The organism is Aliiroseovarius subalbicans (genome assembly GCF_022678625.1).
Taxonomy (GTDB): domain Bacteria; phylum Pseudomonadota; class Alphaproteobacteria; order Rhodobacterales; family Rhodobacteraceae; genus Aliiroseovarius_A; species Aliiroseovarius_A subalbicans.
The window spans coordinates 588,779-614,224 of sequence record NZ_JALBYQ010000001.1 but is presented as its reverse complement, the minus strand read 5'-3'; the positions used below and the strand labels follow the sequence as shown (position 1 = coordinate 614,224).

General features: G+C 62.5%; 29 protein-coding genes. 18 read left to right on the top strand and 11 right to left on the bottom strand.

Going from position 1 to position 25,446, the window contains the following annotated elements:
• Position 1: 1 nt before the first annotated feature.
• Genes MN188_RS03040 through MN188_RS03030 form a run of 3 tightly spaced genes read left to right on the top strand, consistent with a single transcriptional unit; the run spans position 2 to position 4,356 of the window.
• Positions 2 to 1,048 (top strand): ABC transporter permease, encoded by a 1,047-nt coding sequence (locus MN188_RS03040; protein WP_242105997.1) that lies wholly within the window; start codon positions 2 to 4, stop codon positions 1,046 to 1,048.
• A 12-nt stretch (positions 1,049 to 1,060) separates the two neighbouring features.
• Entirely contained in the window at positions 1,061 to 2,257 is a 1,197-nt protein-coding gene (locus MN188_RS03035) for an ABC transporter permease (RefSeq protein WP_242105995.1), read from the top strand.
• A gap of 11 nt (positions 2,258 to 2,268) precedes the next feature.
• Positions 2,269 to 4,356, top strand: a complete 2,088-nt coding sequence (locus MN188_RS03030) for a dipeptide ABC transporter ATP-binding protein (protein ID WP_242105993.1) — start codon at positions 2,269 to 2,271, stop codon at positions 4,354 to 4,356.
• A 33-nt stretch (positions 4,357 to 4,389) separates the two neighbouring features.
• Here the strand turns inward: MN188_RS03030 and MN188_RS03025 are convergent, their stop codons facing one another.
• Complete coding sequence (locus MN188_RS03025) at positions 4,390 to 4,833, bottom strand: hypothetical protein (protein ID WP_242105984.1); 444 nt, start codon at positions 4,831 to 4,833, stop codon at positions 4,390 to 4,392.
• A 168-nt stretch (positions 4,834 to 5,001) separates the two neighbouring features.
• On the opposite strand from MN188_RS03025, the gene MN188_RS03020 reads away from it, so the two are divergent.
• Positions 5,002 to 5,544, top strand: coding sequence for a VOC family protein (locus MN188_RS03020; protein ID WP_242105982.1), 543 nt, complete (start codon positions 5,002 to 5,004; stop codon positions 5,542 to 5,544).
• Between the two features lie 49 nt (positions 5,545 to 5,593).
• A complete protein-coding gene (locus MN188_RS03015; protein ID WP_242105980.1) occupies positions 5,594 to 5,947 on the top strand; it encodes an antibiotic biosynthesis monooxygenase family protein in 354 nt (117 codons plus the stop codon).
• On the opposite strand, the gene MN188_RS03010 is transcribed toward MN188_RS03015, so the two are convergent.
• A complete protein-coding gene (locus MN188_RS03010; protein WP_242105978.1) occupies positions 5,944 to 6,531 on the bottom strand; it encodes a lytic transglycosylase domain-containing protein in 588 nt (195 codons plus the stop codon). The genes MN188_RS03015 and MN188_RS03010 overlap by 4 nt on opposite strands.
• Positions 6,532 to 6,682: 151 nt before the next feature.
• Between MN188_RS03010 and ssb the strand changes: the two genes are divergently transcribed.
• Together ssb and MN188_RS03000 are read left to right on the top strand one after the other, a co-directional pair.
• Complete coding sequence (gene ssb / locus MN188_RS03005) at positions 6,683 to 7,186, top strand: single-stranded DNA-binding protein (RefSeq protein ID WP_242105977.1); 504 nt, start codon at positions 6,683 to 6,685, stop codon at positions 7,184 to 7,186.
• Positions 7,187 to 7,207: 21 nt separating this feature from the next.
• Positions 7,208 to 8,278, top strand: coding sequence for a site-2 protease family protein (locus tag MN188_RS03000; protein ID WP_242105975.1), 1,071 nt, complete (start codon positions 7,208 to 7,210; stop codon positions 8,276 to 8,278).
• Positions 8,279 to 8,299: 21 nt separating this feature from the next.
• On the opposite strand, the gene aroB is transcribed toward MN188_RS03000, so the two are convergent.
• Together aroB and MN188_RS02990 are read right to left on the bottom strand one after the other, a co-directional pair.
• Positions 8,300 to 9,412: a 3-dehydroquinate synthase gene (gene aroB / locus MN188_RS02995; protein ID WP_242107355.1), complete on the bottom strand. Its 1,113-nt coding sequence runs from the start codon at positions 9,410 to 9,412 to the stop codon at positions 8,300 to 8,302.
• On the bottom strand, positions 9,409 to 9,957 hold the full coding sequence (locus MN188_RS02990; protein WP_275116074.1) for a shikimate kinase: 549 nt from the start codon (positions 9,955 to 9,957) through the stop codon (positions 9,409 to 9,411). Before MN188_RS02990 ends, aroB begins: the two co-directional genes overlap by 4 nt.
• A 126-nt stretch (positions 9,958 to 10,083) precedes the next feature.
• On the opposite strand from MN188_RS02990, the gene MN188_RS02985 reads away from it, so the two are divergent.
• Genes MN188_RS02985 through MN188_RS02975 form a run of 3 tightly spaced genes read left to right on the top strand, consistent with a single transcriptional unit; the run spans position 10,084 to position 12,687 of the window.
• The gene (locus tag MN188_RS02985) at positions 10,084 to 10,221 is read left to right on the top strand and encodes a hypothetical protein (RefSeq protein WP_242105973.1); all 138 of its coding nucleotides are present in this window, start codon (positions 10,084 to 10,086) and stop codon (positions 10,219 to 10,221) included.
• Positions 10,211 to 11,755 (top strand): hypothetical protein, encoded by a 1,545-nt coding sequence (locus MN188_RS02980; RefSeq protein WP_242105971.1) that lies wholly within the window; start codon positions 10,211 to 10,213, stop codon positions 11,753 to 11,755. Before MN188_RS02985 ends, MN188_RS02980 begins: the two co-directional genes overlap by 11 nt.
• Entirely contained in the window at positions 11,752 to 12,687 is a 936-nt protein-coding gene (locus tag MN188_RS02975; protein ID WP_242105968.1) for a site-specific tyrosine recombinase XerD, read from the top strand. The genes MN188_RS02980 and MN188_RS02975 overlap by 4 nt, the downstream gene beginning before the upstream one ends.
• Here MN188_RS02975 and MN188_RS02970 read toward each other — a convergent pair.
• Complete coding sequence (locus tag MN188_RS02970; RefSeq protein ID WP_242105966.1) at positions 12,684 to 13,127, bottom strand: type II toxin-antitoxin system RatA family toxin; 444 nt, start codon at positions 13,125 to 13,127, stop codon at positions 12,684 to 12,686. The two genes, MN188_RS02975 and MN188_RS02970, sit on opposite strands and share 4 nt — an antisense overlap.
• A gap of 73 nt (positions 13,128 to 13,200) precedes the next feature.
• Between MN188_RS02970 and hpt the strand changes: the two genes are divergently transcribed.
• Together hpt and MN188_RS02960 are read left to right on the top strand one after the other, a co-directional pair.
• Positions 13,201 to 13,746 carry a hypoxanthine phosphoribosyltransferase gene (gene hpt / locus MN188_RS02965; protein WP_242105956.1) on the top strand — a complete coding sequence of 182 codons (546 nt, stop codon included), beginning with the start codon at positions 13,201 to 13,203 and terminating at the stop codon, positions 13,744 to 13,746.
• Positions 13,747 to 13,766: 20 nt separating this feature from the next.
• Positions 13,767 to 13,910: a hypothetical protein gene (locus MN188_RS02960; protein ID WP_242105954.1), complete on the top strand. Its 144-nt coding sequence runs from the start codon at positions 13,767 to 13,769 to the stop codon at positions 13,908 to 13,910.
• A gap of 34 nt (positions 13,911 to 13,944) precedes the next feature.
• Here MN188_RS02960 and lipA read toward each other — a convergent pair whose 3' ends face one another.
• Entirely contained in the window at positions 13,945 to 14,895 is a 951-nt protein-coding gene (gene lipA, locus MN188_RS02955; protein WP_242105952.1) for a lipoyl synthase, read from the bottom strand.
• 189 nt (positions 14,896 to 15,084) lie between these two features.
• On the opposite strand from lipA, the gene MN188_RS02950 reads away from it, so the two are divergent.
• On the top strand, positions 15,085 to 15,636 hold the full coding sequence (locus tag MN188_RS02950; RefSeq protein WP_242105950.1) for a peroxiredoxin: 552 nt from the start codon (positions 15,085 to 15,087) through the stop codon (positions 15,634 to 15,636).
• A gap of 47 nt (positions 15,637 to 15,683) precedes the next feature.
• Here MN188_RS02950 and MN188_RS02945 read toward each other — a convergent pair whose 3' ends face one another.
• Genes MN188_RS02945 through MN188_RS02930 form a run of 4 tightly spaced genes read right to left on the bottom strand, consistent with a single transcriptional unit; the run spans position 15,684 to position 18,968 of the window.
• Positions 15,684 to 16,856, bottom strand: coding sequence for a trans-sulfuration enzyme family protein (locus tag MN188_RS02945; RefSeq protein WP_242105948.1), 1,173 nt, complete (start codon positions 16,854 to 16,856; stop codon positions 15,684 to 15,686).
• A 40-nt stretch (positions 16,857 to 16,896) separates the two neighbouring features.
• On the bottom strand, positions 16,897 to 17,418 hold the full coding sequence (locus MN188_RS02940) for a gamma carbonic anhydrase family protein (RefSeq protein ID WP_242105946.1): 522 nt from the start codon (positions 17,416 to 17,418) through the stop codon (positions 16,897 to 16,899).
• Positions 17,415 to 18,059 carry a guanylate kinase gene (gene gmk / locus MN188_RS02935; protein WP_242107351.1) on the bottom strand — a complete coding sequence of 215 codons (645 nt, stop codon included), beginning with the start codon at positions 18,057 to 18,059 and terminating at the stop codon, positions 17,415 to 17,417. The genes MN188_RS02940 and gmk overlap by 4 nt, the downstream gene beginning before the upstream one ends.
• Positions 18,060 to 18,077: 18 nt before the next feature.
• Entirely contained in the window at positions 18,078 to 18,968 is an 891-nt protein-coding gene (locus MN188_RS02930; protein ID WP_242105944.1) for a YicC/YloC family endoribonuclease, read from the bottom strand.
• 146 nt (positions 18,969 to 19,114) lie between these two features.
• Between MN188_RS02930 and MN188_RS02925 the strand changes: the two genes are divergently transcribed.
• Entirely contained in the window at positions 19,115 to 19,816 is a 702-nt protein-coding gene (locus tag MN188_RS02925) for a PAS domain-containing protein (RefSeq protein ID WP_242105942.1), read from the top strand.
• Positions 19,817 to 19,903: 87 nt separating this feature from the next.
• On the opposite strand, the gene MN188_RS02920 is transcribed toward MN188_RS02925, so the two are convergent.
• Positions 19,904 to 21,277, bottom strand: a complete 1,374-nt coding sequence (locus MN188_RS02920) for a class II 3-deoxy-7-phosphoheptulonate synthase (protein WP_242105939.1) — start codon at positions 21,275 to 21,277, stop codon at positions 19,904 to 19,906.
• 186 nt (positions 21,278 to 21,463) lie between these two features.
• On the opposite strand from MN188_RS02920, the gene MN188_RS02915 reads away from it, so the two are divergent.
• The 4 genes from MN188_RS02915 to MN188_RS02900 all read left to right on the top strand — a co-directional run bounded on the left by MN188_RS02915 (position 21,464) and on the right by MN188_RS02900 (position 25,442).
• Positions 21,464 to 22,462, top strand: a complete 999-nt coding sequence (locus tag MN188_RS02915) for a GlxA family transcriptional regulator (RefSeq protein WP_242105937.1) — start codon at positions 21,464 to 21,466, stop codon at positions 22,460 to 22,462.
• A 2-nt stretch (positions 22,463 to 22,464) separates the two neighbouring features.
• Complete coding sequence (locus tag MN188_RS02910) at positions 22,465 to 23,526, top strand: hypothetical protein (RefSeq protein ID WP_242105935.1); 1,062 nt, start codon at positions 22,465 to 22,467, stop codon at positions 23,524 to 23,526.
• Entirely contained in the window at positions 23,523 to 24,041 is a 519-nt protein-coding gene (locus MN188_RS02905; RefSeq protein ID WP_242105933.1) for a GNAT family N-acetyltransferase, read from the top strand. The genes MN188_RS02910 and MN188_RS02905 overlap by 4 nt, the downstream gene beginning before the upstream one ends.
• 219 nt (positions 24,042 to 24,260) lie before the next feature.
• Positions 24,261 to 25,442 carry an ABC transporter substrate-binding protein gene (locus MN188_RS02900; protein ID WP_242105931.1) on the top strand — a complete coding sequence of 394 codons (1,182 nt, stop codon included), beginning with the start codon at positions 24,261 to 24,263 and terminating at the stop codon, positions 25,440 to 25,442.
• Positions 25,443 to 25,446: the final 4 nt, after the last annotated feature.

The following is a 25,446-nucleotide window of genomic DNA, read 5'->3' as shown; positions in this document are numbered from 1 at the left end:
CATGGGACTGTTTATTCTGCGCCGGTTGGGGGTGATGATCCTCACCGCCCTCTGCCTAACCTTCATCGTCTTTTACCTGACGAACCTTTACCCGAACCTCGAAAAGCTGGCCAAGACCCAGGGCAACTTCCGCATGTCCGACGAAGCCGTGCAATCCTGGCTGGGGGCACGGGGCTATATGGAGCCGCTGCCGGTGAAATACGGCGAATGGCTGGGGGTTCTGCCCGGCTATGTGAACGAAGCCGATGACGGCAAGATCACCGGCCGCTGCATCGCGGTGAACATGGCGCCGGAAGACGCGCCGACCTTCTGCGGCGTGATCCAGGGCTATTGGGGCAATTCCACCGTGTTCAAGGATTCGGTCTGGAACATCGTCTCCAAACGCCTGGGCCTGACCGGCTGGCTGATGCTGGCAGTGATGATGGTGATGGTGCCCGGCGCGCTGATCCTGGGCGTGCTGGCCGGGATGCGCGAGGGGTCGAAGCTGGACCGAACCCTGTCCACGGTCTCAATCGCCTCGACCGCGACACCGGAATACGTATCCGGCGTGATCTTCATCGCGCTGTTTGCCTCATCCGCCGTCGGGTTGAAGTGGTTCAAGGGCACCGCGACCAGCGCCATGGATGACATCACCTGGGTGAACTTCACCCTGCCGGTGATCACCATCGCGCTGTATGGCATGGGCTATATCGCGCGCATGACCCGTGCCTCGATGACCGAGGTGATGACGGCACAATACATACGGACCGCGCGTCTCAAAGGTGTGAGTTTCCCGAACATCGTTCTGAAACATGCCCTGCGCAACGCGCTGATCGCACCCTTCACCGTCATCATGCTTCAGATCCCCTGGCTTCTGAACGGCGTGGTGATCGTCGAGACCCTGTTCAACTACAAAGGCTTCGGCTGGACCCTGGTCCAGGCGGCCTCGAACAACGACATCGAGCTTCTGCTCGGCGTTTCGGTCGTCTCTGTCTTCGTGGTTCTGCTGACGCAGCTGATATCCGATATCGGCTATGTCTACCTGAACCCGCGCATTCGTATTTCTTAAGGGGGCTGAACGATGGAACCGCTTACCTGGGGCGAAATCGCCCTTCGCGTCATCAGCCAGTTCACCCCGGTGTGGATTGCCCTGATTGCAACTTTTTACCTGTCGATCCGCTTCAAGCGAAAGCTGGGGCTCTATGGCAAACTGTTCGATTCAACCATCGGCATGATCGGCTTTGCCATCGTCATGTTCTGGTTCTTCACCGCGGTCTTTTCGGGCTTCTTCGACATGATCGCGACCCATGATCCGCTGGGTCAGATTTCGGGCATGAAGAACAAGGTGCCGGGCACCGCGCTGCGGTCCCCTGACGAGGGGGAATATGCCTATTACCTGTTTGGCGGCGACAACCTGGCGCGCGACGTGTTTTCGCGCATGGTTCTGGGGTCCGGCATCGTGATGATGATCGCCCCCCTGGCCACGGTCTTTGCCTTCATGGTCGGGATCACCCTGGGCCTGCCTGCGGGTTTTTACGGCGGGCGTCTGGACACGCTGCTGTCCTTCCTGGCCAACCTGATCCTGGCCTTCCCGGTGATCTTGCTGTTCTACCTGCTGGTGACGCCTGAAATCGTTGCCTCGGGCATCCCAAATTATATGGCAGCGTTCCTGTTCATCTTTCCGCTGATCTTTGCGGGCGTGCTGCTGAATTCGCGCTACCGCATTCAGCCGGCCAAGAACGTGCCGCTTCTGGCGGGTGTGCTGGGCGTGTTGGGCCTGCTGTATCTGTCCACGATCTCGGCCGAGGGCACACCGATCAACTTCTGGCCGACCTCGCTTGACCTTTACGACATTCCCTCGGGCATCCTGGTGGTGTTCGTGAGCGTCGTCTTCGTGAACTCGCCCACCGTGTTCCGCATCGTGCGCGGCCTGGCGATGGACATCAAGACGCGCGACTATGTTGCCGCGGCCCAGACCCGGGGCGAAGGCCCCTGGTACATCATGCTGTGGGAAATCCTGCCAAACGCGCGCGGGCCGCTGATCGTCGATTTCTGCCTGCGCATTGGTTACACCACGATCCTTCTGGGGACCTTGGGCTTCTTCGGCCTGGGCCTTCCGCCGGAAAGCCCCGACTGGGGGTCCACGATCAACGACGGGCGCAAGCTTCTGTCGATCTACCCGCACCCCGCGCTACCGCCAGCGCTTGCGCTTCTGTCGCTGGTGCTGGGCCTGAACCTGCTGGCCGATGGCCTGCGTGAAGAATCCCTGCGAGATTAAGGAGACCGACCATGAGCAAACTTGGCGAATACGACGGTCCCGTTCTTGAGATCGACAAACTGTCCATCAGCTTCTTCACCCGGCTGCGGGAAATCCCGGCGGTCATGGATTTCTCGGTTGCGGTGCAACCGGGCGAGGCCGTGGGGCTGGTGGGTGAGTCCGGTTGTGGCAAATCCACCGTGGCGCTGGGCGTGATGCAGGACCTTGGCGTGAACGGCCGCGTTGTTGGCGGCACGATCAAGTTCAAGGGCCGAGACCTGGCCGAGATGTCGAAGGAAGAACTGCGCGACATTCGCGGCAATGAAATCGCGATGATCTATCAAGAGCCGATGGCGTCGCTGAACCCCGCGATGAAGATCGGCAAGCAGCTGATGGAAGTGCCGATGATCCACGAAGGCGTCAGCAAGGAAGAAGCTTACGCCCGCGCGCTGGAGGTGGTCACGGATGTAAAACTGCCCGACCCTGAGCGGATGCTGAACAGCTTTCCGCACCAGCTGTCGGGCGGCCAGCAACAGCGCATCGTGATCGCGCTGGCCTTGATGTCGAAACCGTCGCTTCTGATCCTCGACGAACCCACAACCGCGCTGGACGTGACGGTTGAGGCCGCCGTGGTCGAACTGGTCCGCGATCTGGGTAAGAAATACGGCACCTCGATGCTGTTCATTTCGCACAACCTGGGCCTGATCCTGGAAACCTGTGACCGGTTGTGCGTGATGTATTCGGGCGAAGCGGTCGAGCGCGGCTCGATCGAAGATGTGTTCGATGAAATGCGCCACCCGTATACGCAGGCGCTGTTCCGTTCGATCCCGCTGCCGGGTGCCGACAAGAACGCGCGCCCGCTGGTGGCCATTCCAGGCAACTTTCCCCTGCCCCATGAACGCCCGCCGGGCTGCAACTTCGGCCCCCGCTGCGACTATTACATGGAGGGGCGCTGCGACGAGGGATATATCCCGATGGAGCCGATCGAGGGCAATGACCGCCACGTCAGCCGCTGTCTGCGCTTTACCGAAATTGATTGGGATGCCCCGATTGAACTGGGTGAACAGACCGAAAAGGCCAAGCCCGGCAAGGTCGTGCTGAAGATGGACCACCTCAAGAAATACTATGAGGTTGCGGCGAACGCGCTGTTCGGTGGTGGCGACAAAAAGGTGGTGAAAGCCAACGAAACCCTGTCGTTCGAGGCCCGCGAAAGCGAAACCCTGGCCATCGTGGGGGAAAGCGGCTGTGGCAAATCCACCTTCGCCAAGGTGCTGATGGGGCTGGAAACCGCCACCGACGGCAAGATCTACCTGGGTGATGAGGAAATCCAGGACGTGCCGATCGAGAACCGGTCGACGCAGACAATTTCCTCGGTGCAGATGGTGTTCCAGAACCCGTTCGACACGCTGAACCCGTCGATGACGGTTGGGCGCCAGATCATCCGCGCGTTGGAGATCTTCGGCGTCGGCGCCAACGATACCGAGCGCAAGCAGCGCATGCTGAAACTGCTCGACCTGGTGAAACTGCCGCGCGCCTTTGCAGACCGCATGCCGCGCCAGCTGTCGGGTGGTCAGAAACAGCGCGTGGGCATCGCGCGTGCCTTTGCCGGTGACGCCCGCATCGTGGTGGCGGATGAACCCGTCTCGGCGCTGGACGTGTCGGTGCAGGCTGCCGTGACCGATCTGTTGATGGAGATCCAGCGCGAGAACAAGACCACGCTGTTGTTCATCAGTCACGACCTGTCGATCGTGCGCTATCTGTCTGATCGCGTGATGGTGATGTATCTGGGCCATGTGGTGGAATTGGGCACGACCGATCAGGTCTTTGCCCCGCCCTATCACCCCTATACCGAGGCGCTGTTGTCTGCGGTTCCGATCGCCGACACCTCGATCGAGAAAAAGCACATCGTGCTGGAAGGTGACATCCCCTCGGCGATGAACCCGCCATCGGGCTGCCCGTTCCAGACGCGCTGTCGCTGGAAAGACAAGGTCGCGGGTGGGCTGTGTGACACCCAGCTGCCACCAGTGCGCACGCTGGGTGGCAAGCACCAGATCAAATGCCACTTGTCTGACGAAGAACTGGCCGGGATGGAACCGGTCATCAAAGTCGCGGCTGAATAACAGGAAAGGGGCGGCGCAGGCCGCCCTTTTGCTTCAGAAGATCGTTGTCGCGATCGCGGCCAGGAAATAGGCCAGGGTGAAGTTGACCAACGCAGGCCTGCGCTGGCTCAGCAGCAGCCCTGCAATCGCCAGCACTGGTGCCATTGCAAAACCCGTCAACGCAGGAATGCCAATCACGTCACCAAATCCGCTGCCCGGTCCCCAAGGCGACCCCTCTTGCGCCAGCCCCCTGACGGCAATGCCGACAACCCCGCCGCATATGCCACCCGCCACGGTTGCCTTCATATTCACCTGTCGTTCGACTTGCCGCCCGGTTCTGCGCGCGCCTGCAGCGGGGTCAACACCCACCTGCGGCTCGACCCCTGTTGCGCTCATGCCATTTTGCCAGGACCCGGACCCACCCCCATAGGTGCGTCCGATCGGCTGCACCTGAGCGTTGATTTTGTTAAGGCGATCCTCGGATTTCGTTTTCTGCATGACCTTGGCCCTTGGAAGATGCCCCCAAGGTAAGCATGCAAAACGGCCAAAATCGGGCCAAGGCGGGGAAAGAGGGTGCAAAGACTTTGGCCCGTTGTCACGCATGATTTCGTTGCACCTGCAATGATTTTCTGTTAACAGGTGAACAACAAATCGGAGGAACGCCTAATGAAAATCGAACAGATCCACCACGTCGCCTATCGCTGCAAGGACGCCAAGGAAACCGTGGAATGGTATCAGAAGATGCTGAACATGGATTTCGTGCTGGCCATCGCCGAGGACCACGTGCCATCGACCCACGAACCCGACCCCTACATGCATATCTTCATGGATGCGGGCAACGGGAACGTGCTGGCCTTTTTTGAACTGCCGACGAAGCCTGAAATGGGCCGTGATCCGAACACGCCGATCTGGGTTCAGCACATCGCCTTCAAGGTGAAGGACCGCGCGGAACTCATTGAATTCAAAGAACACCTTGAAGAAAATGGCGTCGAGGTTCTGGGTGTCACCGACCATTCGATCTTCCACTCGATCTATTTCTTCGACCCCAACGGCCACCGTGTCGAACTGGCCTGCCCGGACCCCGAGGAAGAGGCGATGCTGGCCCGCATGGACGAAGTGAAATGGGACATGCTGGAAGAATGGTCGCGCACCAAGAAGGCGCCGAAACACGCCGACTGGCTGCACAAGAAAGAGCTTTCCGGGGTTTAATCCCCCTCACGGACGACTAAACTGGGCGCGTTCATGAAAGGACGCGCCCATGTCTGATTTTTCCCCGTCACGTTTTGCTCCCCTGCCCGACCCGCCCTATCACGCGGTGATCTTCACCGCGCAATTGTCGGAAAACACGACCGGATACGGGGAAATGGCCGACCGGATGGTTGCGCTTGCACAAACACAACCGGGCTATCTAGGCATCGAAAGCACACGCGATGACGCGGGCCTTGGCATTACTGTCAGTTACTGGGTGGACGAGGCCGCCCTGATTGGCTGGAAAGACGTCTCAAGCCACCTTCTGGCGCAGAAAATGGGCAAAACCCGGTGGTATGAACACTACACATTGCGCGTGGCCAAGGTCGAACGGGCCTATGACGGGCCTGAAGGGCGCGGTTAACTGCCCAGGATCGCCCGGACATAGCCGCGGGTTTCCTTGTAGGGCGGAACACCTGCGTATTTCTCGACAGCCCCCGGACCGGCGTTGTAGGCCGCCAGCGCCAGACGCCAGGACCGGAACCGGTCGTATTGCTGACGCAGGTAGCGTGCGCCGCCCTCCAGGTTCTGGTGCGGATCCATCGGATCGACCCCCAGCTTGCGTGCTGTGGCGGGCATCAGTTGCGCCAGACCCAAGGCGCCCGCATGGCTTTTCGCCCGCGGGTTCCAGCCGCTTTCCTGCTGCACAAGGCGCAGGAACAGATCCTCGGGTATGCCGTATTTACGCGCCATCGCTTGTGCGACCGGCAGATAGGTGCCGCGATAGGACCCGGCATAAGCGGGAATGCCACCCTGCCCCGGAACCGTCACGGCCTTGGGCTGAAGAGTGACCGAATTGGCATATTGCTGCGCGGCACGACCATCCAGAACCGCCGTCTGCGCCCGGAAGGTGGCCGAGCCGTTGGAGCCGGAAAACAGCGTTTCCGCCAGGGCCGCTTGCGCCCCCAGACTTGAGATCAGAACCGATGCAGTCAGAACCCGTTTCATCACACACTCCCCGACAATGCGCGCAATATAGGGCGAATTGCCCGCCACGGAAAGGGGACCGGGCAAAAAGCCGCGTATCAGATTAACCTTCCCTTCATCTGCTGTGGATGATGTAAGGTTTGCAACAATTTTACAGATTCGGGAGGCACCCATGGCGGGTTCGGTAAACAAGGTCATCATTCTGGGCAATCTGGGCCGCGACCCCGAGGTTCGCAGCTTTCAGAACGGCGGCAAAGTGTGCAATTTGCGCATTGCCACGTCTGAGACCTGGAAAGACAAGAACACCGGCGAACGCCGTGAAAAGACCGAGTGGCACTCGGTCGCGATCTTCCAGGAGGGCCTGGTGCGCGTGGCAGAGCAATACCTGCGCAAGGGCTCGAAAGTCTATATCGAAGGCCAGCTGCAAACCCGCAAATGGCAGGACCAATCCGGCGCCGACCGCTATTCGACCGAGGTCGTGCTGCAGGGTTTTAATGGCACGCTGGTGATGCTCGACAGCCGCGGTGAAGGCGGCGGCGGGGGCGGCGGCGGTTACGGTGGCGGCGACCAGGGCGGCGGCTATGGCGGCGGCAGCAGCTTCGGCGGTGGCGGCGACAGCGGCCCGGGCCCAGCTGGTGGCGGCGGCGGCGGTTTCGACGACGAAATCCCGTTCTGATCTGATGCGGGGGAGGCACGGATGAACTGGTCTTTCCCCATCGGACGCCTGTTTGGGTCGCAACTGCGCGTTCATGTTACTTTTCTGTTGCTGATCGCCTTTATCGGCGTCAGCGCCTATGCTCAGGGCGGTCTGGTGGCCGCCCTTTGGACCATTCTGTTCGTCCTGCTTCTGTTTGCCTGCGTCGTGGCGCATGAATTCGGCCATGCCCTGATGGCACGCCGCTATGGCATTCGCACGCCGGATGTCACGCTTTTGCCCATTGGCGGGCTGGCGCGGCTGGAAAAGATGCCGGAAAACCCGCTTCAGGAAATCGCCGTGGCCCTTGCGGGACCGGCGGTGAACCTGGTGATCTGGGCGCTTCTGTCGCTGCTGTTCCCGGCCCCCGAGGCCAGCGACGCCTTCGTGCTCAACGCCCAGACCCTGCCCGGCCAGCTGGCGCGGCTGAACCTGATCCTGGCCGTGTTCAACCTGCTGCCGGCCTTCCCGATGGACGGCGGCCGGGTGCTGCGCGCGGCGCTCAGCCTCACGACCGACCGGGTGAACGCCACAAGGATCGCGGCCAGTACGGGCCAGGCGGTTGCCTTTCTGATGGGGCTGTTCGGCCTTTACACCGGCCAGTTCATGCTGGTCCTGATCGCCGGTTTCATCTTTATGGCCGCAGGTGGGGAAAGTGCCGATGTGGCGATGCGTGCGGTGGCGCGCCGACTGCTGGCGCGGGACGCGATGATCACCGAGTATGAGGCGCTACGCCCTGACGACACGATCCAGATCGCCGGCACGACCCTGATCCGCACCACCCAGCACGAATTTCCCGTGCTCGACCCCGCCGGGCAACTGGCCGGGTTCCTGACCCGCGAGGCGCTGTTTGCGGCGATGGCGCAAGGTCAGCCCGGCACACGGGTCGGTGACGCGATGGTGCAGGTGCCGGTGGCGACCCTGACCGACGGGCTGGAAAACGTCCTGAAACGCCTGGGCAACGATGCCCCCGCCGTGGCGGTGGTGGATGAGCACAGGTATCTTCTGGGCTATATCACCCGCGAAAACGTGGGCGAGTTGATGGTGATCGCGAATGCCCGGTCACGGGGGTAATCCAACTTTCAAACCAGGGGCTTAGCGCCCCGCCAACGCGTCCTCAAGCACCCCGCGCACGACCCCCATGTCGACATCATCCGCCACGAAGGCATCGCCAATGGCGCGCGCCAGGATAAAGCGCAGCTTGCCGTCCTGCACCTTTTTGTCCTGCCCCATCAGGGTGATCAGCCCCTCGGCGTCCGGCAGGTCACCGGGAATGTCCACCAGATCCTTTTTCATCCCCATCGCCGCCAGATGGGCGCGGAACCGCGACGGGCTTTCCTGGCTCATCAGCCCCAGCCGCGCCGACGTCTCGAAGGCCAGCGCGCAGCCGATCGCCACGCCTTCGCCGTGCAACAGGCGGTCGGAATACCCGGTCGCGGCCTCCAGCGCGTGACCGAAAGTATGGCCCAGGTTCAACAGCGCGCGGTCGCCCTGTTCGGTCTCATCCCGCGCGACGATATCGGCCTTCATCTGGACCGAGCGGCGCACCGCCTCGCGCCGCAGATCGGCGTCACCAGACGCCAGCGCCGGGCCGTTCACCTCAAGCCAGTCGAAGAACGCCGCGTCCCCGAGCCCGCCGTATTTCACCACCTCGCCGTAGCCGGCCAGGAAGTCGCGCGCGGTCAGCGTGCCCAGCACGTCGATATCGGCCAGAACCAGCGACGGTTGATGAAACGCGCCGATCAGGTTCTTGCCCTGCGGCGCGTTGATCCCGGTCTTGCCGCCAACGGAACTGTCCACCTGCGCCAGCAGCGAGGTGGGGATCTGTACGAAGCGCACGCCCCGGCGCAGAACCGAAGCGGCAAAGCCCACTAGGTCGCCGATCACGCCGCCACCGAAGGCCACGACCATATCGCGCCGCTCAACCTTCTGATCCAGCAGCCATTCCACCGTGCGGGTGAAATGCGGCCAGGATTTGGTGGCCTCACCAGCCGGCAAGATCAGCGACACCATGTCGACGCCCCCCGCCGCCAGCCCCGCACGCAAGGCTTCAAGGTGATGCGCGGCCACGTTGTCATCCGACACCACCGCCACGCGCGGGCGCGTCAGCAGCGGTGCGATCTCGGCCCCTGCCCGCGCAATCAGCCCCTGGCCGATTTTCACGTCATATTCGCGCCCCTCAAGCGGCACATGCACGATGTCCATCAGGTCACCTCTTCCAATACGTCCGGCCGGGATTTCAACGCCGTGACCACCGCGTCACACATCTGTTCGATCGAGTATTCCGGCCGCGACTCGACCGCGATGTCGGCCTTGGCATAGATCGGCGCGCGAGTGGCATATATCTCGCCCAGCGTCTTGCGTGGGTCGGGTGTGCGCAGCAGCGGACGGGTGTCCTTGTGCTTCACCCGGTTCCACAGCAGCGCCAGATCTGCCTTGAGCAGCACCGACACGCCCTTCTCCGAAATTATATCTCGATTGCGCCGGGCCAGAAAAGCGCCGCCCCCGGTCGACAGCACCGCGCGCTTGCTTTCCAGCAACCGGCCGATCACCTCACTTTCGCGATCACGAAAAAAATCTTCGCCGTCACGGGTAAAAATCTCGGCGATCGACATGTTTGCGGCTTTCACGATCTCTTCGTCGCTGTCCAGAAAATCAACGCCCAGACGGCGCGCCAGCGCCTGCCCCACGGCCGTTTTTCCCGCGCCCATCATGCCGACCATGACGATGGATTTTTTCAACAGGAATGCCAAGGTGGCGGCGCCTCGCCTAAAAGTGAATATCCTTCACTGAATGGCGTGATATTGCGGGAAATGCCATATATAAAAACCACAATAACGGCCACTGGGGCGGGCAGAGACAATGAAAAGGCGGATTTGATGCTGGGGCGTGTTCTGAAACTGGTGGTTGTGTTGGTGCTTTTGGGCCTTGTTGGGCTCACGGGTTTTACCTTTCTGGGTGACTTGTCACCGGTGCAAAGCCAGCAAAGCGTGACGGTGACGCTGGATGCGAACTAGCACCCTCGCCTTGATTCTGGGTTTGACCTGCGGCCCGGTTTCCGCACAGGACGCGAACCCGATGTCCGCGATCGACTGGCTGTCTGATAGCGTGGCCACGCCCGTTTTGGCGCCCGCACCCGTGATCACCGGGAACGAACCCGGCGTGACCACCGGCGCCTCGGTCGAGGCGGTGACCGTCGCCCCCCTGGGCCGCCCGGTGCCCGACGCGGTCGGCATTTTGCCTATCTCCGTGACCGGACTACCGCGCACGCTTTGGGGCGCCTCACGGCCCGATGATCTGGCGCGCCGCATCCGCGAAGAACGCACTGACATGCTACCGGCGATGCAGGCCCAGCTTTATGCCCTGCTACTGGCCGAACTTGATCCGGCCGAAAGCCCCGACAGCACCGGGTACACGGTGTTCCTGGCGCGGGTCGACAAGCTGTTGGAGCTTGGCGCGCTGGACCAGGCCGAGGCGCTGTTGGAACGCGCCGGACCGGAAAACCCCGAAATCTTTCGCCGCTGGTTTGACACCGCGCTGCTTTTGGGAAGCGAAAATCATCTGTGTGACACCTTGCGCGCGACTCCTGAACTGTCGCCGACCTTTCCCGCCCGCATTTTCTGCCTGGCGCGGGGCGGCGACTGGAATGCCGCGGTTCTGACGCTGGAAACCGGACGTGCGCTGGGTTTCATAAGCGCCGAAGAAGATGCGCTTCTGGCCCGGTTCCTGGATCCTGATTTGTTCGAGGGCGAAGCGCCCCTGCCCGTTCCCGCGCGTCCCACCCCGCTGACCTTCCGCATGTTCGAAGCGATCGGTGAACCGATCCCGACTGCGCGCCTGCCGCTGGCTTTTGCCCAATCGGACCTGCGTTCCAATATTGGCTGGAAGGCCCGGATTGAGGCCGGTGAACGGCTCGCGCGGACCGGGGCTGTCAGCGAAAACCAATTGCTGGGGCTTTACACTGAACGGAAACCGGCAGGTTCGGGCGGTGTCTGGACTCGCGTGGCCGCACTTCAGGCGCTGGACCGCGCGCTGGACACAGGCCACCCCGAAGCGATCGCAATCGCTCTGCCAGCGGCCTGGGAGGCACTGGAGCGCGCTGGGGTCGAGGTGCCCTTCGCCCGGATTTACGGCCCGCGCCTTGCGAAAGCATCCCTGACCGGTGAGGCCGCCGCGATTGCCCTGCGGCTGGGGCTTTTGTCCGATACCTCGGAGGAAATCGCCTCTGCCGCGACCCCGGACGACCCGATGGAACGTCTGCTTCTTGGCGTGGCCCGTGGCGACGTGTCCGGGCTCTCCGCCCCGACCGACCGCGCCCAGGCCGTGCTGGACGGGTTTACCGCCACCACGGCGCCTATTCGGCTGCGCAGCCTATTGGACAGTGACCGGCTGGGCGAAGCGATCCTGCGCGCCATGTCGATGTTCACCAACGGCATCCAGGGTGATCTGGACGAGGTGACGGACGCGCTGGCGCTGTTTCGCGCCGTGGGGCTGGAAAACACCGCCCGGCGCGCTGCCTTGGAATACCTGATCCTTGAGAGGCGCGGATGACGCCCGATCACGCGCGGTGGATCTCCACCTTTCTTGAGGCGCAAGCCGCCGAGCTGGATGCTTCGGAAAACACGCTTCTGGCCTATGGCCGCGATCTGAAGGCCTTTGCCGAACACCTTGGGGATCAGGATTTCGACCGGGTCAGCCGCGCCGAGATCGAGGCCTTTCTGGTTGCCTGTGAGGCGCTGGGACTGGCGCAATCCACCCGCGCACGGCGCCTCTCGGCGGTGAAACAACTGTTTCGCTTCGCCTATGAAGAAGGCTGGCGCGCGGACAATCCGTCGTTGAAGATCAAGGGCCCCGGGCGGGTAAAATCCCTGCCCAAGACCCTGTCAGAGGCGCAGGTCGACGCGCTGTTGACCGCCGCGCGAAGTCACGGGCGCACCCCCGACGACCGGCTGCGCAACACTTGTTTGATGGAGCTGCTTTACGCCACCGGGATGCGGGTGAGCGAGCTTGTGTCGCTGCCCGCGAGCGCCGCACGGGGCGATCCGCGCATGTTGCTTGTCACCGGCAAAGGCGGAAAGGAGCGAATGGTCCCGCTGTCGCCGCCCGCGCGCGCAGCGCTGGCCACCTGGCTGGGCTATCGGGACGATGCGCAGGACGTGGCCAAGGCCGAGGGTCATGCCCCCTCGCGGTTCCTGTTTCCCAGCCGCTCGGGCGCCGGGCACCTCACGCGGCATCGGTTTTATACGCTGATCAAGGAGATCGCGGTCACCGCCGGTGTGTCGCCCTCCACCGTCACCCCGCACCGCCTGCGCCACGCATTTGCGACGCATCTTCTGGCCAATGGCGCCGATCTGCGGGCGATCCAGACCCTGCTGGGCCATGCCGACATCTCGACCACCGAGATCTATACCCATGTGCTGGACGAACGGCTAAAAGACCTTGTGCTCAGCCACCATCCGCTGGCTGACAAAGACGACGCCTAGCCGTAAAGCGCGCGTGCCCGGTCCTCGAACGCCTTCACGACGCGGTGCATCGCTTCGTTGAAAACCACGCCGATCAGCTTTTGCAGGATCGCGTTCTTGAACTCGAAATCCACGAAGAACTCGACCGCACAGCCATCCGGATGATCCGCGAACTTCCAGTGTGATTTCATATGCTTGAACGGGCCGTCCAGGTATTCCATCTCGATCCGGCTTTGCGGCGTCAGAACCACACGGCTGCCGAAGCGTTCGCGAAACACCTTGAAGGAAATCACGAGGTCGGCCTCGACAAGCTCGGTCCCGTCCGGTTGGGGAACCCGCGACCGCACACGCGCCGCCGAGGTCCACGGCAGGAACTCAGGGTAACGCGTCACATCAGCCACCAGATCATAGACCTGCGCCCTGCTGTACGGCAAAACCCGTTTTTCCCCGTGGGTCGGCATTTTTGGTTCACTTTCCGGTCGTTCCTTGCGCCGACATGTGTAAGGATATGGGCGGAAAATCAAGGGGGGAGCCATGCCAACGCGGCCATATGTCATTGACCAACTGATCTCGGCCAAGTCGATCGCGGCGCGGATCGAAGAGTTGTGCCACGAGATTCACGACGAATTCCGTGATACCGACAAGCTTGTCGTCGTCGGCCTTCTGCGCGGGTCTTTCGTGTTCATCGCCGATCTGGTGCGCGAACTTGATCTGCCGGTCGAGGTCGACTTCATCGAGGCGTCTTCCTATGGCAATTCGACCGAATCCAGTCGGGAAGTGCGCATTCTCAAGGACTTGCGCGGCGAAATACATGACCGCGACGTGCTGTTGGTCGAAGATATCGTCGACACCGGATACACGTTGAAACACGTGATCGGGCTGATCAAGGCCAAGGGACCGGCGCGGATGAAAACCATCGCGCTTTTGGACAAACCATCCCGGCGCGAGGTCGATGTGCGCGCGGATTGGACCGGGTTCGAAATCCCCGACGAATTCGTCGTCGGCTATGGCATCGATTTCGCCCAACGCAACCGCAACCTGCCCTTCATCGGCAAGGTTCGGTTTCTGGAAGAAGAATGAACCCCAGATGGTTCCTGCGCATGTCCCGATGGGCGCGCAATCCGCCCTCGGAAAAGCGGGTCAAACGCTTCTTCGTGGTGTTGGGGCTGTGCTTGCTTCTGCTGGGCATCGAACGTTTCATCGGCTGGCCCGAATGGGCCACCGTGCAGCGTATACGTCCATGAAGATCACGCCATAAGGCGTTGACCTAAAACGTTTCTAGGCCATTCCGAGCTTTTGCATTCGGGCCGCCCTGAGACGAGCGAAATCGTCACCGGCATGGTAAGAGGACCGCGTCAGCGGCGTGGCCGAGACCATCAGGAACCCCTTGCCATACGCGGCCTTTTCGTAATCCTTGAATTCGTCCGGCGTCACGAAGCGGTCTACCGCGTGGTGCTTCGGCGTCGGCTGCAAATACTGCCCGATGGTCAGGAAATCCACATCCGCCGCGCGCATGTCATCCATCACTTGGCGCACGGATTGCCCGTCTTCACCCAACCCGACCATGATACCCGACTTGGTGAACATCGTCGGGTCCAGCTCCTTGACCCGCTGAAGCAAGCGCAGCGAATGGAAATAGCGCGCACCGGGGCGCACCGTGGGGTAAAGACCCGGCACGGTTTCCAGATTGTGGTTGAACACGTCGGGCCGTGCTTCCACAACAATTTCAAGCGCTTCTGGCGTGGACTTCAGGAAGTCCGGGGTCAGAATTTCAATCGTCGTGTCCGGCGCGCGGTGGCGCACGGCGCGGATCGTTTGGGCGAAGTGTTCCGCCCCGCCATCGGCCACATCATCGCGGTCGACGGATGTGATCACAACGTGGTTCAGCCCCAGCTTGGCCACCGCGTCGGCGACCCGCCCCGGCTCAAACGTGTCCAGCGCGTTGGGCTTGCCGGTGGCGACGTTGCAAAACGTGCAGCCTCGGGTGCAGATCTCACCCATGATCATCATCGTCGCGTGGCCCTGGCTCCAACATTCGCCGGCATTGGGGCAGCCCGCCTCTTCACAGACCGTGACCAGGTTGTGTTCGCGCATGATCTTGTGCGTTTCCGCATAGCCCTTGCCGCCGGGCGCTTTCACCCTGATCCAACTGGGTTTCTTCGGCTGGGCATTGTCCTGCCGGTGCGCTTTTTCCGGGTGGCGCTGGTCGGGAAGTTTCAGATCACGCATTTGGGCCTCGGATGATTGACTTGGCGTCACATAAGCCATGTTGACCCTTTTGTAACCTGCATTCCGCGCAAAGGCGATATGCATCACAATATCGCATGGACCAGAAGCTGGAACTGTCCTAAGGGACGCGCCGAGCTCGCCGCAATTCCGCGTACGGACTCGAAAAAAAATTTACAAAGGATCGACACCATGCACGCAGGCATCCGCATTCCCGACGTGATCTTCAAAACGCGCGTTCGCGACGAAAGCATTGGCGGTGACAACCCGTTCCGTTGGCAGGACATGACCACGGCGGATTACTTCGCCGGCAAACGCGTCGTGCTGTTCTCGCTGCCCGGCGCTTTCACTCCCACCTGCTCGACCTACCAGCTGCCCGGCTATGAAAACGGCGCGGCTGATTTCGCCGCCCAGGGCATTGACGAAATCTACTGCATGTCGGTGAACGACAGCTATGTGATGAACAAGTGGGCCGCCAGCCAGGACCTTAACAACGTAAAGGTGATCCCGGACGGCTCCGGCATCTTCACCCGTCACATGGGTATGCTTGTCCAGAAAGATCCGGAAGGCTTTGGCGTCCGCTCCTGGCGGTATGCCGCCGTCATCAACGACGGTGTGGTCGAAGCTTGGTTCGAAGAGCCCGGCCGTGTCGACAATTGCGACCACGACCCCTATGGCGAAAGCTCGCCCGAGACGGTTCTGGCCTGGCTGAAGGAAAACAACGCAGCCATCGCAGCCGAGTAATTCCGGTCAAAAGACATGACAGGGCCGCCCGTTCGGGTGGCCCTTTTTCATGCGCGCGCGGCGGCAATGCCCCGTGCGAACTCGGCCCTCAGGGTCTCGATGTCCTCGCATCCGACCGAAACCCGGAAAAACCCCTCGGACATCCCCAGCTCAGCCCGGTTCTCGGGACTGAGGGCGCGGTGGGACGAGGTGGCCGGGTGGCTGATCGTCGTGGCAATATCCCCCAGCGTCGGCGCAAAGGCCAGGTCCGGCACCGCGCGCACGAAGGCGTTTGCGGCGGCCCGCCCGCCGTCCAGTTCGAAACTGACCATGTTCGCGCCGCGCGCGCCCAGCACCTGCGCCGCCCGGTTGTGGTCCGGGTGGTCCGGGCGGGTCGGGTAGAGCACCCGCACCACCCCCGGCAGGGTCGCGATATGGTCGGCCAGCGCCACGGCGTTTTCCTCGGCTCGATCATAGCGCAGATTGAAGCTCATCATCCCGCGTTCGGCCAGCCAGCAGTCAAACGGGCTGGCGGTGAAGCCCATCGTCACCGCACAATCGGTGATCGCCTGTTGCAGCGCCGGGTCGCGCGCCACCACGTATCCCAAGGTCACATCTGCATGGCCTGCCAGCAGTTTCGTGACCGAATGGATCACGATATCGGCGCCATGATCAAAGGGTTTGAAGGCGCGCGGCGTGGTGAAAGTGTTGTCGACGGCCAGCAGAATGCCACGATCCTGAGCAAGGGCCGCGATGCCCTCGATATCGGCGATCCTGAGCGTCGGATTCGAGACAAGTTCGACCAGGATCATGCGAGTCTCAGGGCGCAGCGCGGCCTTAATCGCAGCGGCGTCGGTCGGATCGGCCAGGGTTGTGGTGATGCCAAACCGCGGAAGATCCTGGTTCATCAACCGCATCGAGCGACCATAGAGCTGATCCCCCCCGACCACATGATCGCCAGCCTTGAGAAGGCCCAGCATGGCGGCGGTCACCGCAGACATGCCCGAGCCGGTCACGATGCCGCCGGGCACGCCCTCCAACGCGTCGATCTTCTGCGCCAGCACGTCCGCATTCGGGTGGCCTTCGCGGGCATAGGTATAGCCGGGGCTGGTACCGTCATATTGTGCATCCAGCGCGTCGGGGCTTTCAGATGAAAACACGACCGAGGGAGAAATCGGTGTGGCCACCGGGCGCGAGGAGCCCTGCGGGAAGGCTGGGCGGCGGGTGATGTCGTCTGTCATGATAGCATCCTTTTGGTCCGTTTCCCTGCAGGAAACCGGGTCAACCGAGGGATTTCAGCCCGGAGGCGAAGCGCGCGGCATTGTCCTGATAGTGTTTCGCGCTCCACTGCAGACCTTGCACAGCCTTGTCATCGAGCTGACGCACAACCTTGCCCGGCGCGCCCATCACAAGCGACCCATCGGGGATCTCCTTGCCCTCGGTCACCAGCGCCCCTGCCCCAATCAGGCAGTTCTTTCCGATCTTGGCGCCGTTCAGAACCGTGGCGCCCATCCCGATCAGGCTGCCGTCGCCGACCGTGCAGCCATGCAGCATTGCCTTGTGACCGACGGTCACGTTGTCCCCGAGCGTCAGGGGAAACCCAAGATCGGTGTGGAACACGCAGTTCTCCTGCACATTCGTGCCCGCACCAATGGTGATCTGTTCGTTATCCCCACGAATGGTGCAACCGAACCAGACCGAGGCTTTCGCCCCCATCACCACGCGCCCGATCACGTTGGCATCCGGGGCGATCCAGGCGGTCGTATCCACCTCGGGCGCGATGCCGTCCAGTTCATAGATCATTGCGATCCCTCCTCAAACTCGGCCTGAAGCTTGCGCACATGGGCCAGAAGCCCGGGCTGTTGGTTGCGTCGCTGGCGGGTGGCCTCGACAATGGTGATCAGCCGTTCGGCGGTCTTGTCCAGGTCGTCATTGACCAGCACATAATCGTAGCTGCCCCAATGGCTGATCTCGTCCCAGCTTTTCTGCATGCGCCGCTGGATGACCTCCGGCGCATCTTGCCCGCGCGAGGTCAGGCGGCGGCGCAGCTCGGTGATCGACGGCGGCAGGATGAAGATCGACAGCGAATGCGACGCCATGGCGGAATTGCGGATCTGCACCTCGCCCTGCCAATCCACATCGAACAGAACGTCATGCCCGGCCTCGATCGACTGGCGCACGGGGCCGGCGGGCGAGCCATAGAAATTGCCGAACACGTGGGCATGTTCCAGCATCTCGCCTTCGGTCACCATTTCCTTGAACCGGGGTTCGGATACGAAATGGTAATCCTTGCCGTCCACCTCACCTTTGCGCGGCGCGCGGGTGGTGGCGGAGACGCTGAAGCTCAGCGTCGGATCCCATTCCATCAGCCGCTTGGCCAGAGTGGATTTCCCCGCGCCCGAGGGCGAGGACAGAATGATCAGAAGCCCGCGACGCGATCCCAGCTGGTTGTCCATGTCAGTCTACTCCACGTTTTGAACTTGTTCGCGCATCTGGTCGATCACCGCCTTGAGGTCAAGGCCGATCCCCGTCAGCTCGGCAAACTGCGCCTTGGAACACAGGGTGTTGGCCTCGCGGTTGAACTCCTGCATCAGGAAATCGAGCTTGCGCCCGCGCGCTTCAGACCCGGTCAGAAGCCCCCGCGCGGCGGCAACATGGGCGCGCAGGCGGTCGAGTTCCTCGCGAATATCGGTTTTTACCGCGATCAGCGCCAGTTCCTGTGCCACCCGGTCGGCATCTGCGCCGTCGGTGTTGTCCATCACCCGCATGAGCGCCGTGCGCAGCCCCTCTGCCTGGGCCTCGGCGCGCCCGTCGATGGCGGCCGTGGCCTGGGCCGTCAGCGCTTCGATCTGGTCGATCTGGTCGGTCAGGATTGCCTCAAGTGCGGCACCTTCGCGCGCGCGCATGTCGTTGAAAGACGCCAGCAGCTCGGGCAGTTGCGCGACCAAGGCGGCGCGCAACGGGGCGGTGTCGTCTTCGCTCACACGGGTTTCCAGAACGCCGCGCATCGTGGTGATGTCGGCGGCACTGGGCGGCGCCAGCGCCAGCCCCTTGGCCTCGGCGGCATGGCTGACCTCGGCCAGCAGCGCCAGGCTGCGCGCCAACGCCGCGGGGTTCAGCGCCACAATGCCCTCGTCGCTCTCGCGCAAAACCCGCAGCGCGACCGAGACATTGCCCCGCGTGACAGCCCCCGTCACCGCCTTGCGCACATCGCCTTCCAGCCCCTCGATCCAGTCGGGCACCCTGAGCCGCACATCAAGCCCGCGCGCATTCACCGCGCGGATGTCCCAGGTCCAGCCATGCGGGCCGTGGTGGCCCTTCAGCGCAGCAAATCCGGTCATCGAGTTCGTCATGTGAGGTTAACCATTTGTTTAGATTTCACACCCAATCGCAGGCAGATGTGGCATGTTAAGACAACAGTAACGAATACCATCTCAGTGGTTAGCAGACGGTTACCAAAGGGACAAGGAACCCCGGCGGCAGCCGCAAGGAGTGAAAGATGAAGATCGAATACCTTCAGGGCTCCAACGTGATCTCGATCGCGCCCGTGCGCAATGAACAGCACTTTCCCGCCATCGCCCAGGTCGAGGCCTATTGGGAAGGCCTGCGCAACGGGCGGGTGATGCCGACGCGCGCGGACGTCGACCCGCGCGGCATTTCCGACATCCTGGAATATGCCTTCGTGCTGGAAAAGATCGCGCCCGGTATGGCGCGCATCCGGCTGGCCGGTATGCATATGAACGACCTTCTGGGCATGGAGGTGCGCGGCATGCCGATCACCGCATTGTTCCTGCCCGAAGGCCGCCGCGCGATCCAGCGCGCGCTGGAAACCGTGTTCGACCGCCCCGCCACCGCGCGGTTGACCCTGAGCAGTGACACCGGCTTCACCCGCCCCGCGATGGACGGCCAGCTGTTCTTGGCCCCGCTGCGCGGTGAAGACGGCAAGCCCACGCGCATCCTGGGCGCGCTGCAGACGAATGGCAAAATAGGCCGCAGCCCGCGCCGGTTCACTGTGCGGGACACAGAATTCAAACACCTGCTGGACGAAGCCCCCCTGACCCCGCGCGAAACCGCCGAGAAGCGCATTCCCGGCTTTGCCGAAGCGGCCAAGGGGTTCCAGCAGGCGGCCGAGACCCCGACGCAGCCACAGTCGACCAAGTCGACCTCCTACCTGCGTCTGGTCACGGATAACGAGGCCTGAACGGCCCACACCAGCCTGACAGACGAAATAAGCCCCGGTCCTTGCGGCCGGGGCTTTTGCATCTGGTTTGTGGTTCGGGCGGCGGGATTAGCCCGCTTTCGCCCGCGCGGCTGTTCCGGCACGCAGCGCCGACAGCTCTTCGGCCACCAGGAACGCCAGCTCCAGCGATTGCGACGCGTTCAGGCGCGGGTCGCAGGCGGTGTGGTAGCGGTCCGAGAGATCCTCATCGGTGACGGCGCGCACGCCGCCGGTGCATTCGGTCACGTCCGCGCCGGTCATCTCGAAATGCACGCCGCCGGGGATCGTGCCCTCGGCCTTGTGCACGCCGAAGAATTCCTGCACCTCGCGCAGCACGCTGTCGAAGGGCCGGGTCTTGTAACCGGTGGCCGATTTGATCGTGTTGCCGTGCATCGGGTCGCAGGTCCAGACCACGTTGGCACCTTCTTGCTGCACCGTCTTGATCAGACGCGGCAGGTGATCGCCCACGCTGCCCGCGCCAAAGCGCGCGATCAGGGTCAGGCGACCGGATTCGTTGTCCGGGTTCAGCTTCGCCATCAACACTTTCAGGTCGTCCGCCGTCGTCGTCGGGCCGCACTTCAACCCAATCGGGTTGGACACGCCGCGGGCAAATTCCACATGCGCGCCGTCGGGCTGACGGGTGCGGTCGCCGATCCAGATCATATGGCCCGAGCCCGCAACGGTCTGCCCGGTGGTCACGTCCTTGCGCGTCAGCGCCTCTTCGTATTCCAGCAGAAGGCTTTCATGCGAGGTGTAGAAATCGACCGTTTGCAGGCTGTGCAGCTTGTCGGCGGTGATCCCAGCGGCCTTCATGAAATCGAGCGTGTCGGACAGCCGGTTGGCCATTTCACGATACTTCTGCGCCTCGTCGGCTTCGGTGAAACCAAGCGTCCAGCTGTGCACCTGGTGCACGTCCGCCAGACCACCGGTCGAATAGGCCCGCAACAGGTTCAGCGTCGCGGCGGCCTGGGTATAGGCCTGCAACATTTTTTTCGGGTCCGGGATCCGCGCCTCGGGCGTGAATTCCAGCTCATTGATGATATCCCCGCGGTAGCTGGGAAGCTCAACGCCATTCACGACCTCGGTGTTGGCCGAGCGCGGCTTGGCGAACTGACCGGCCATGCGACCCACTTTCACCACCGGCACCTTGGCGCCATAGGTCAGGACCATCGCCATTTGCAGCATGACCTTGAACGTGTCGCGGATGCCGTCGGCGGTGAAAGCAGCAAAGCTTTCCGCACAGTCGCCGCCTTGCAGCAAGAACGCCTCGCCGCGGGCCGCTTTGCCAAGTTCGGACTTCAGCCGGGCGGCTTCGCCAGCGAAAACAAGCGGAGGATACTTGGCGAGTTGTGCCTCAACCGCATTCAACGCCTGCGCGTCGGTATAATCCGGCATTTGCACCCGGGGTTTCGTGCGCCAGGTGGTTTTGTCCCAATCGGTCATCGTGTCTCGCTCCGCTCGCGGCATTGTCAATCCGGCACCGCTGGTTAGCGGTATCAGGGGCGTTCTATAGCGCAACATGCCGCGTGTGCAAACAAACTTGTGCGCGTGTCCCTGCCCAATTCGCTTGAACGGGCCGGGCAAACCTGATGGGATACCCGGAAGCCCTGCCCCCAATGGTGGAACGAAATGAATCGCAACGTCACAACAGAGTTCGAAGCCCCGGATAAACCGCGCCGCTTCGTGTTCGTCCTGGTGAACGATTTTACGCTGCTCAGCTTTGCAGGCGCGCTGGATGCCTTGCGCATTGCCAACCGGAATTTCAGCGGCCCGGCCTATGAATGGGTGCTGGCGGGCGAAGGCGGGGGAAGTGTGCAAAGCTCGGCCGGTCCGGAATTCAAGCTGGACATGGATCTGGATGAGCTGCGGCGCGACGACATTGTTCTGGTGTGCGCTGGCGTGAATGTGCAGGCCAATACGTCGAAGAAACTGATCGCCTGGCTCAGGCGCGAGGCGCGGCGCGGGGTCAAGATGGGCGGGCTGTGCACCGCGGCCTATGTGCTGGCCAAGGCCGGGCTGCTGGACGGCAAGCGCGCGACGATCCACTGGGAAAACCACGACAGTTTCGCCGAGGAGTTTGACGAGGTGGACCTGACCAAGTCGGTTTTCGTGGTGGATGGCAACCGGATGACCACCGCCGGCGGCACTTCGTCGATCGACCTGATGCTGAACCTGATCGCCGATGATCACGGCGAGGAGATAGCGAACGTGGTGGCCGATCAGCAGATCTATACAACCATCCGCACCGACCAGGACACGCAACGCCTGTCGGTGCCCGCGCGTATCGGCGTGCGCCACCCGAAACTGTCGCTGGTGATCCAGGCAATGGAGGCCAATATCGAAGAGCCGGTCAGCCCCTCGATCCTGGCCAAGGACGTGGGCATGTCAACGCGCCAGCTGGAGCGGTTGTTTCGCCGCTACCTGAACCGCTCGCCCAAGCGGTATTACATGGAGCTGCGGCTGCAAAAGGCGCGCAACCTGTTGATGCAGACGGATATGAGCGTGATCAACGTGGCGCTGGCCTGCGGCTTTGCCAGCCCGTCGCATTTCTCGAAATGCTACCGCGCGCATTACAACACGACGCCCTATCGTGAACGGGGCAGCCAGGCGACCCGACTGTCGGTCTAGCCATGCGCTGGTGGCACTGGCTTCTGATCGCGGCCGCAACGCTTGCCATCGCCTATCTGCTGTTGGTCTTTTTCCTGCTGCGCGACCTGGGAAAGCTGTTTTCCTATGGGCCCGAGGACGTGTCCGGCCTGCCCCAGGTGGCGCTGGCGGACAAGGTGAACCTGTCCAACCCGGCGCTGCAGCGGATCGCGCTGCAGGATCACGACCGGGGTTGGTTCCTGATCGACGACCCGGCCCGCGCACAAGACAGCGTCATCGGCTTTCACGGGCCGCGCATTGCCGAGATCTTCCTGCTTGGCCTTCATGTCCCGGTGTATTGCAACGACGGGGACGGCAAGATCCTGTGGCCCGTCGCAGGGGATCAGATCATCCAGGCCATGGCGTTCTGCAACCCCAGCCGCATGGACCTGTCCGCCCTTGTTGCCCTGGCCCGCCCGGTGGCGATGCACAGCCAAACCCTGCCCCGCACCGGGATCGAGGATTGGCGCGCGGGGATCGAAGCAAATCCGGACGCGCGCTGGATCACCCGCCCTGAGCCAGCATCTGACCTGACGCATCGGCGCCGGGTCGATCTGCCCGCACAATGGATGCACAAGGACAACAGGGTGTTTGGCTGGCACGATGAGGTCATTGCCGCAACCAAGGCGTTTCTGACAGCACAGGGCGCGCCGGACGGGTCGTTTTCCATCCAGATGCAGGATGGGTTTGTCGGGCCGTTCGCGCTTCCGGGGGAATCCCCGACCGACCCGCCGCGCCATGTTGGCACGTTGTTTCAGGACAATGGCCCCGCGATGATCCTGCCCGAGTGGTTGAGCGTCTATGCGCCGTATCTTGAGGTCGATTGTCTGCCTGACACCTGCGCTTTGTTGGAGACGCTTGACTTGGGCGACGTGCCCCGGGGCATGCGTGATATGGCGCTGTTTGAACGCGCCCGGTCCCATGCAGTGCCCCTGCCCCGGGGGCAAACCGAGCAAGACATCCGGAGCTTGCCCGGCGCGGCCACCCCACGCCCGCATGACACCAGTCAGATCACTCTGACCGCGCGTTATGTGGTGCCGCGATGACGGCAGTTTTGATCACGGATCGCCTGACCCTGCGCGCGCCGATCCAGTCGGACCTTGAGGCACTGCACGCGATCTTTTCCGACCCGCGCGCCATGCGGTACTGGTCCCATCCGGCGCATGAGGACATGGCGCGCACGCAAGAGACGCTGGAGGGCATGATCGCAAGTCACCGCGACACCGGGCTGGAATTCGTGATCGAACGCGACGGTGTGGTGATCGGCAAAGCCGGGCTGTGGCGGGTTGCCGAGCTGGGATACATCCTGCACCCGGACCACTGGGGCCAAGGCCTGATCGCCGAAGCGCTGCGCCCGATCATTGCCGCCGCCTGGGCGCGATTTGACAGCCTGGATGCGATCACGGCCGAGATCGATCCGCGCAACACGAGATCCGCACGGGTGCTGAACGCGCTGGGCTTTGTCCTGACGCATGCGGCCAAGGAAACGATCGAAGTGAACGGGGAATGGTGCGACAGCGCCTATTATGCCTTGCAACGGCGCGCTCCCGCCCCGCGTTGACGCCTCTGGCGTCGCCTTGGGTTGGGCATGGCCGCTGCGCGGCGCTTCTGTGCGCCAGCAGCGGGGATATTCGTGGAAAGAGGAAAACGCCTCCTCGGCAGATGTTCGCCGCTTTGAATGTGTTTTTCAGGCGCTTTTTCCGTGGTGTCAGGACTTTTCATTTCTGAACGCCCCGCCTAAGGTGTGGGCCGGAAACAAGTTCCAATGGGAGAGAACACAATGAAAAAGCTGCTTATGGCCTCGGCCGCAACAGCCCTGATGGCCGGCGCCGCTTCTGCGGACGACGTGAAACTGGGCGTGATCCTGGGCTTCACCGGCCCGATCGAAAGCCTGACCCCGCACATGGCGGGTGGCGCTGAAATGGCAATGGCCGAAGTGACCGCATCGGGCAAGTTCATGGGCGGGGCGTCGGTGACGTCGGTGCGCGCGGACTCGACCTGCGTTGACGCCGCAGCCGCCACCGCCGCCGCCGAACGCCTGATCACCGCTGAAGGTGTCAAAGGCATCATGGGCTCTGACTGTTCCGGCGTGACCGGCGCGATCCTGGCCAACGTGGCCGTGCCGAACGGCATGGTGATGATTTCGCCCTCCGCCACCTCGCCCGGTCTGACCGATGCCGAGGACAACGGCCTGTTCTTCCGCACCGCCCCGTCGGATGCGCGTCAGTCCGCCGTGATGGCCGACATCCTGATGGAGCAAGGCACCAAGTCGGTGGCCGTGACCTATACCAACAACGACTATGGCAAGGGTCTGGCCGATAGCTTCAAGGCTGCCTATGAGGCGGCTGGTGGTGAAGTGACCATCGTTGCCGCCCACGAAGACGGCAAAGCCGATTATACGGCTGAAGTCGGCGCCCTGGCCTCGGCCGGTGGTGACTCGCTGGTGGTTGCTGGCTACGTCGACCAGGGTGGTGCGGGTATCGTACGCGGTGCGCTCGACACCGGTGCGTTCGACATGTTCCACTTCCCTGATGGCATGATCGGCTCTAACCTGGAAACCAACTTCGGTGCAGAAATCGAAGGCTCGACCGGTCAGCTTCCCGGGTCGGACAGCCCCGGTGCTGCGACCTTCGCCGAGCTGGTAGGCGACAAGTTCGACGCCTCTTCGCCCTATACCGGCGAAAGCTATGACGCGGCAGCGCTTCTGATGCTGGCGATGCAAGCGGCCGGGTCGGCTGAGCCCGCCGATTATGTCTCGAAGATCGAGATGGTCGCCAACGCACCGGGTGAAATGATCTATCCCGGCGAGCTGGCCAAGGCGCTGGAAATCCTCGCTGGTGGTGGTGACATCGACTATGTCGGCGCCACGGCTGTTGAGCTGATCAACGGTGGCGAGGCTTCGGGCTCCTACCGTCACGTGAAGTTCGCTGACGGCAAGATGATGACGGTCGGCTACCGCTGATCCG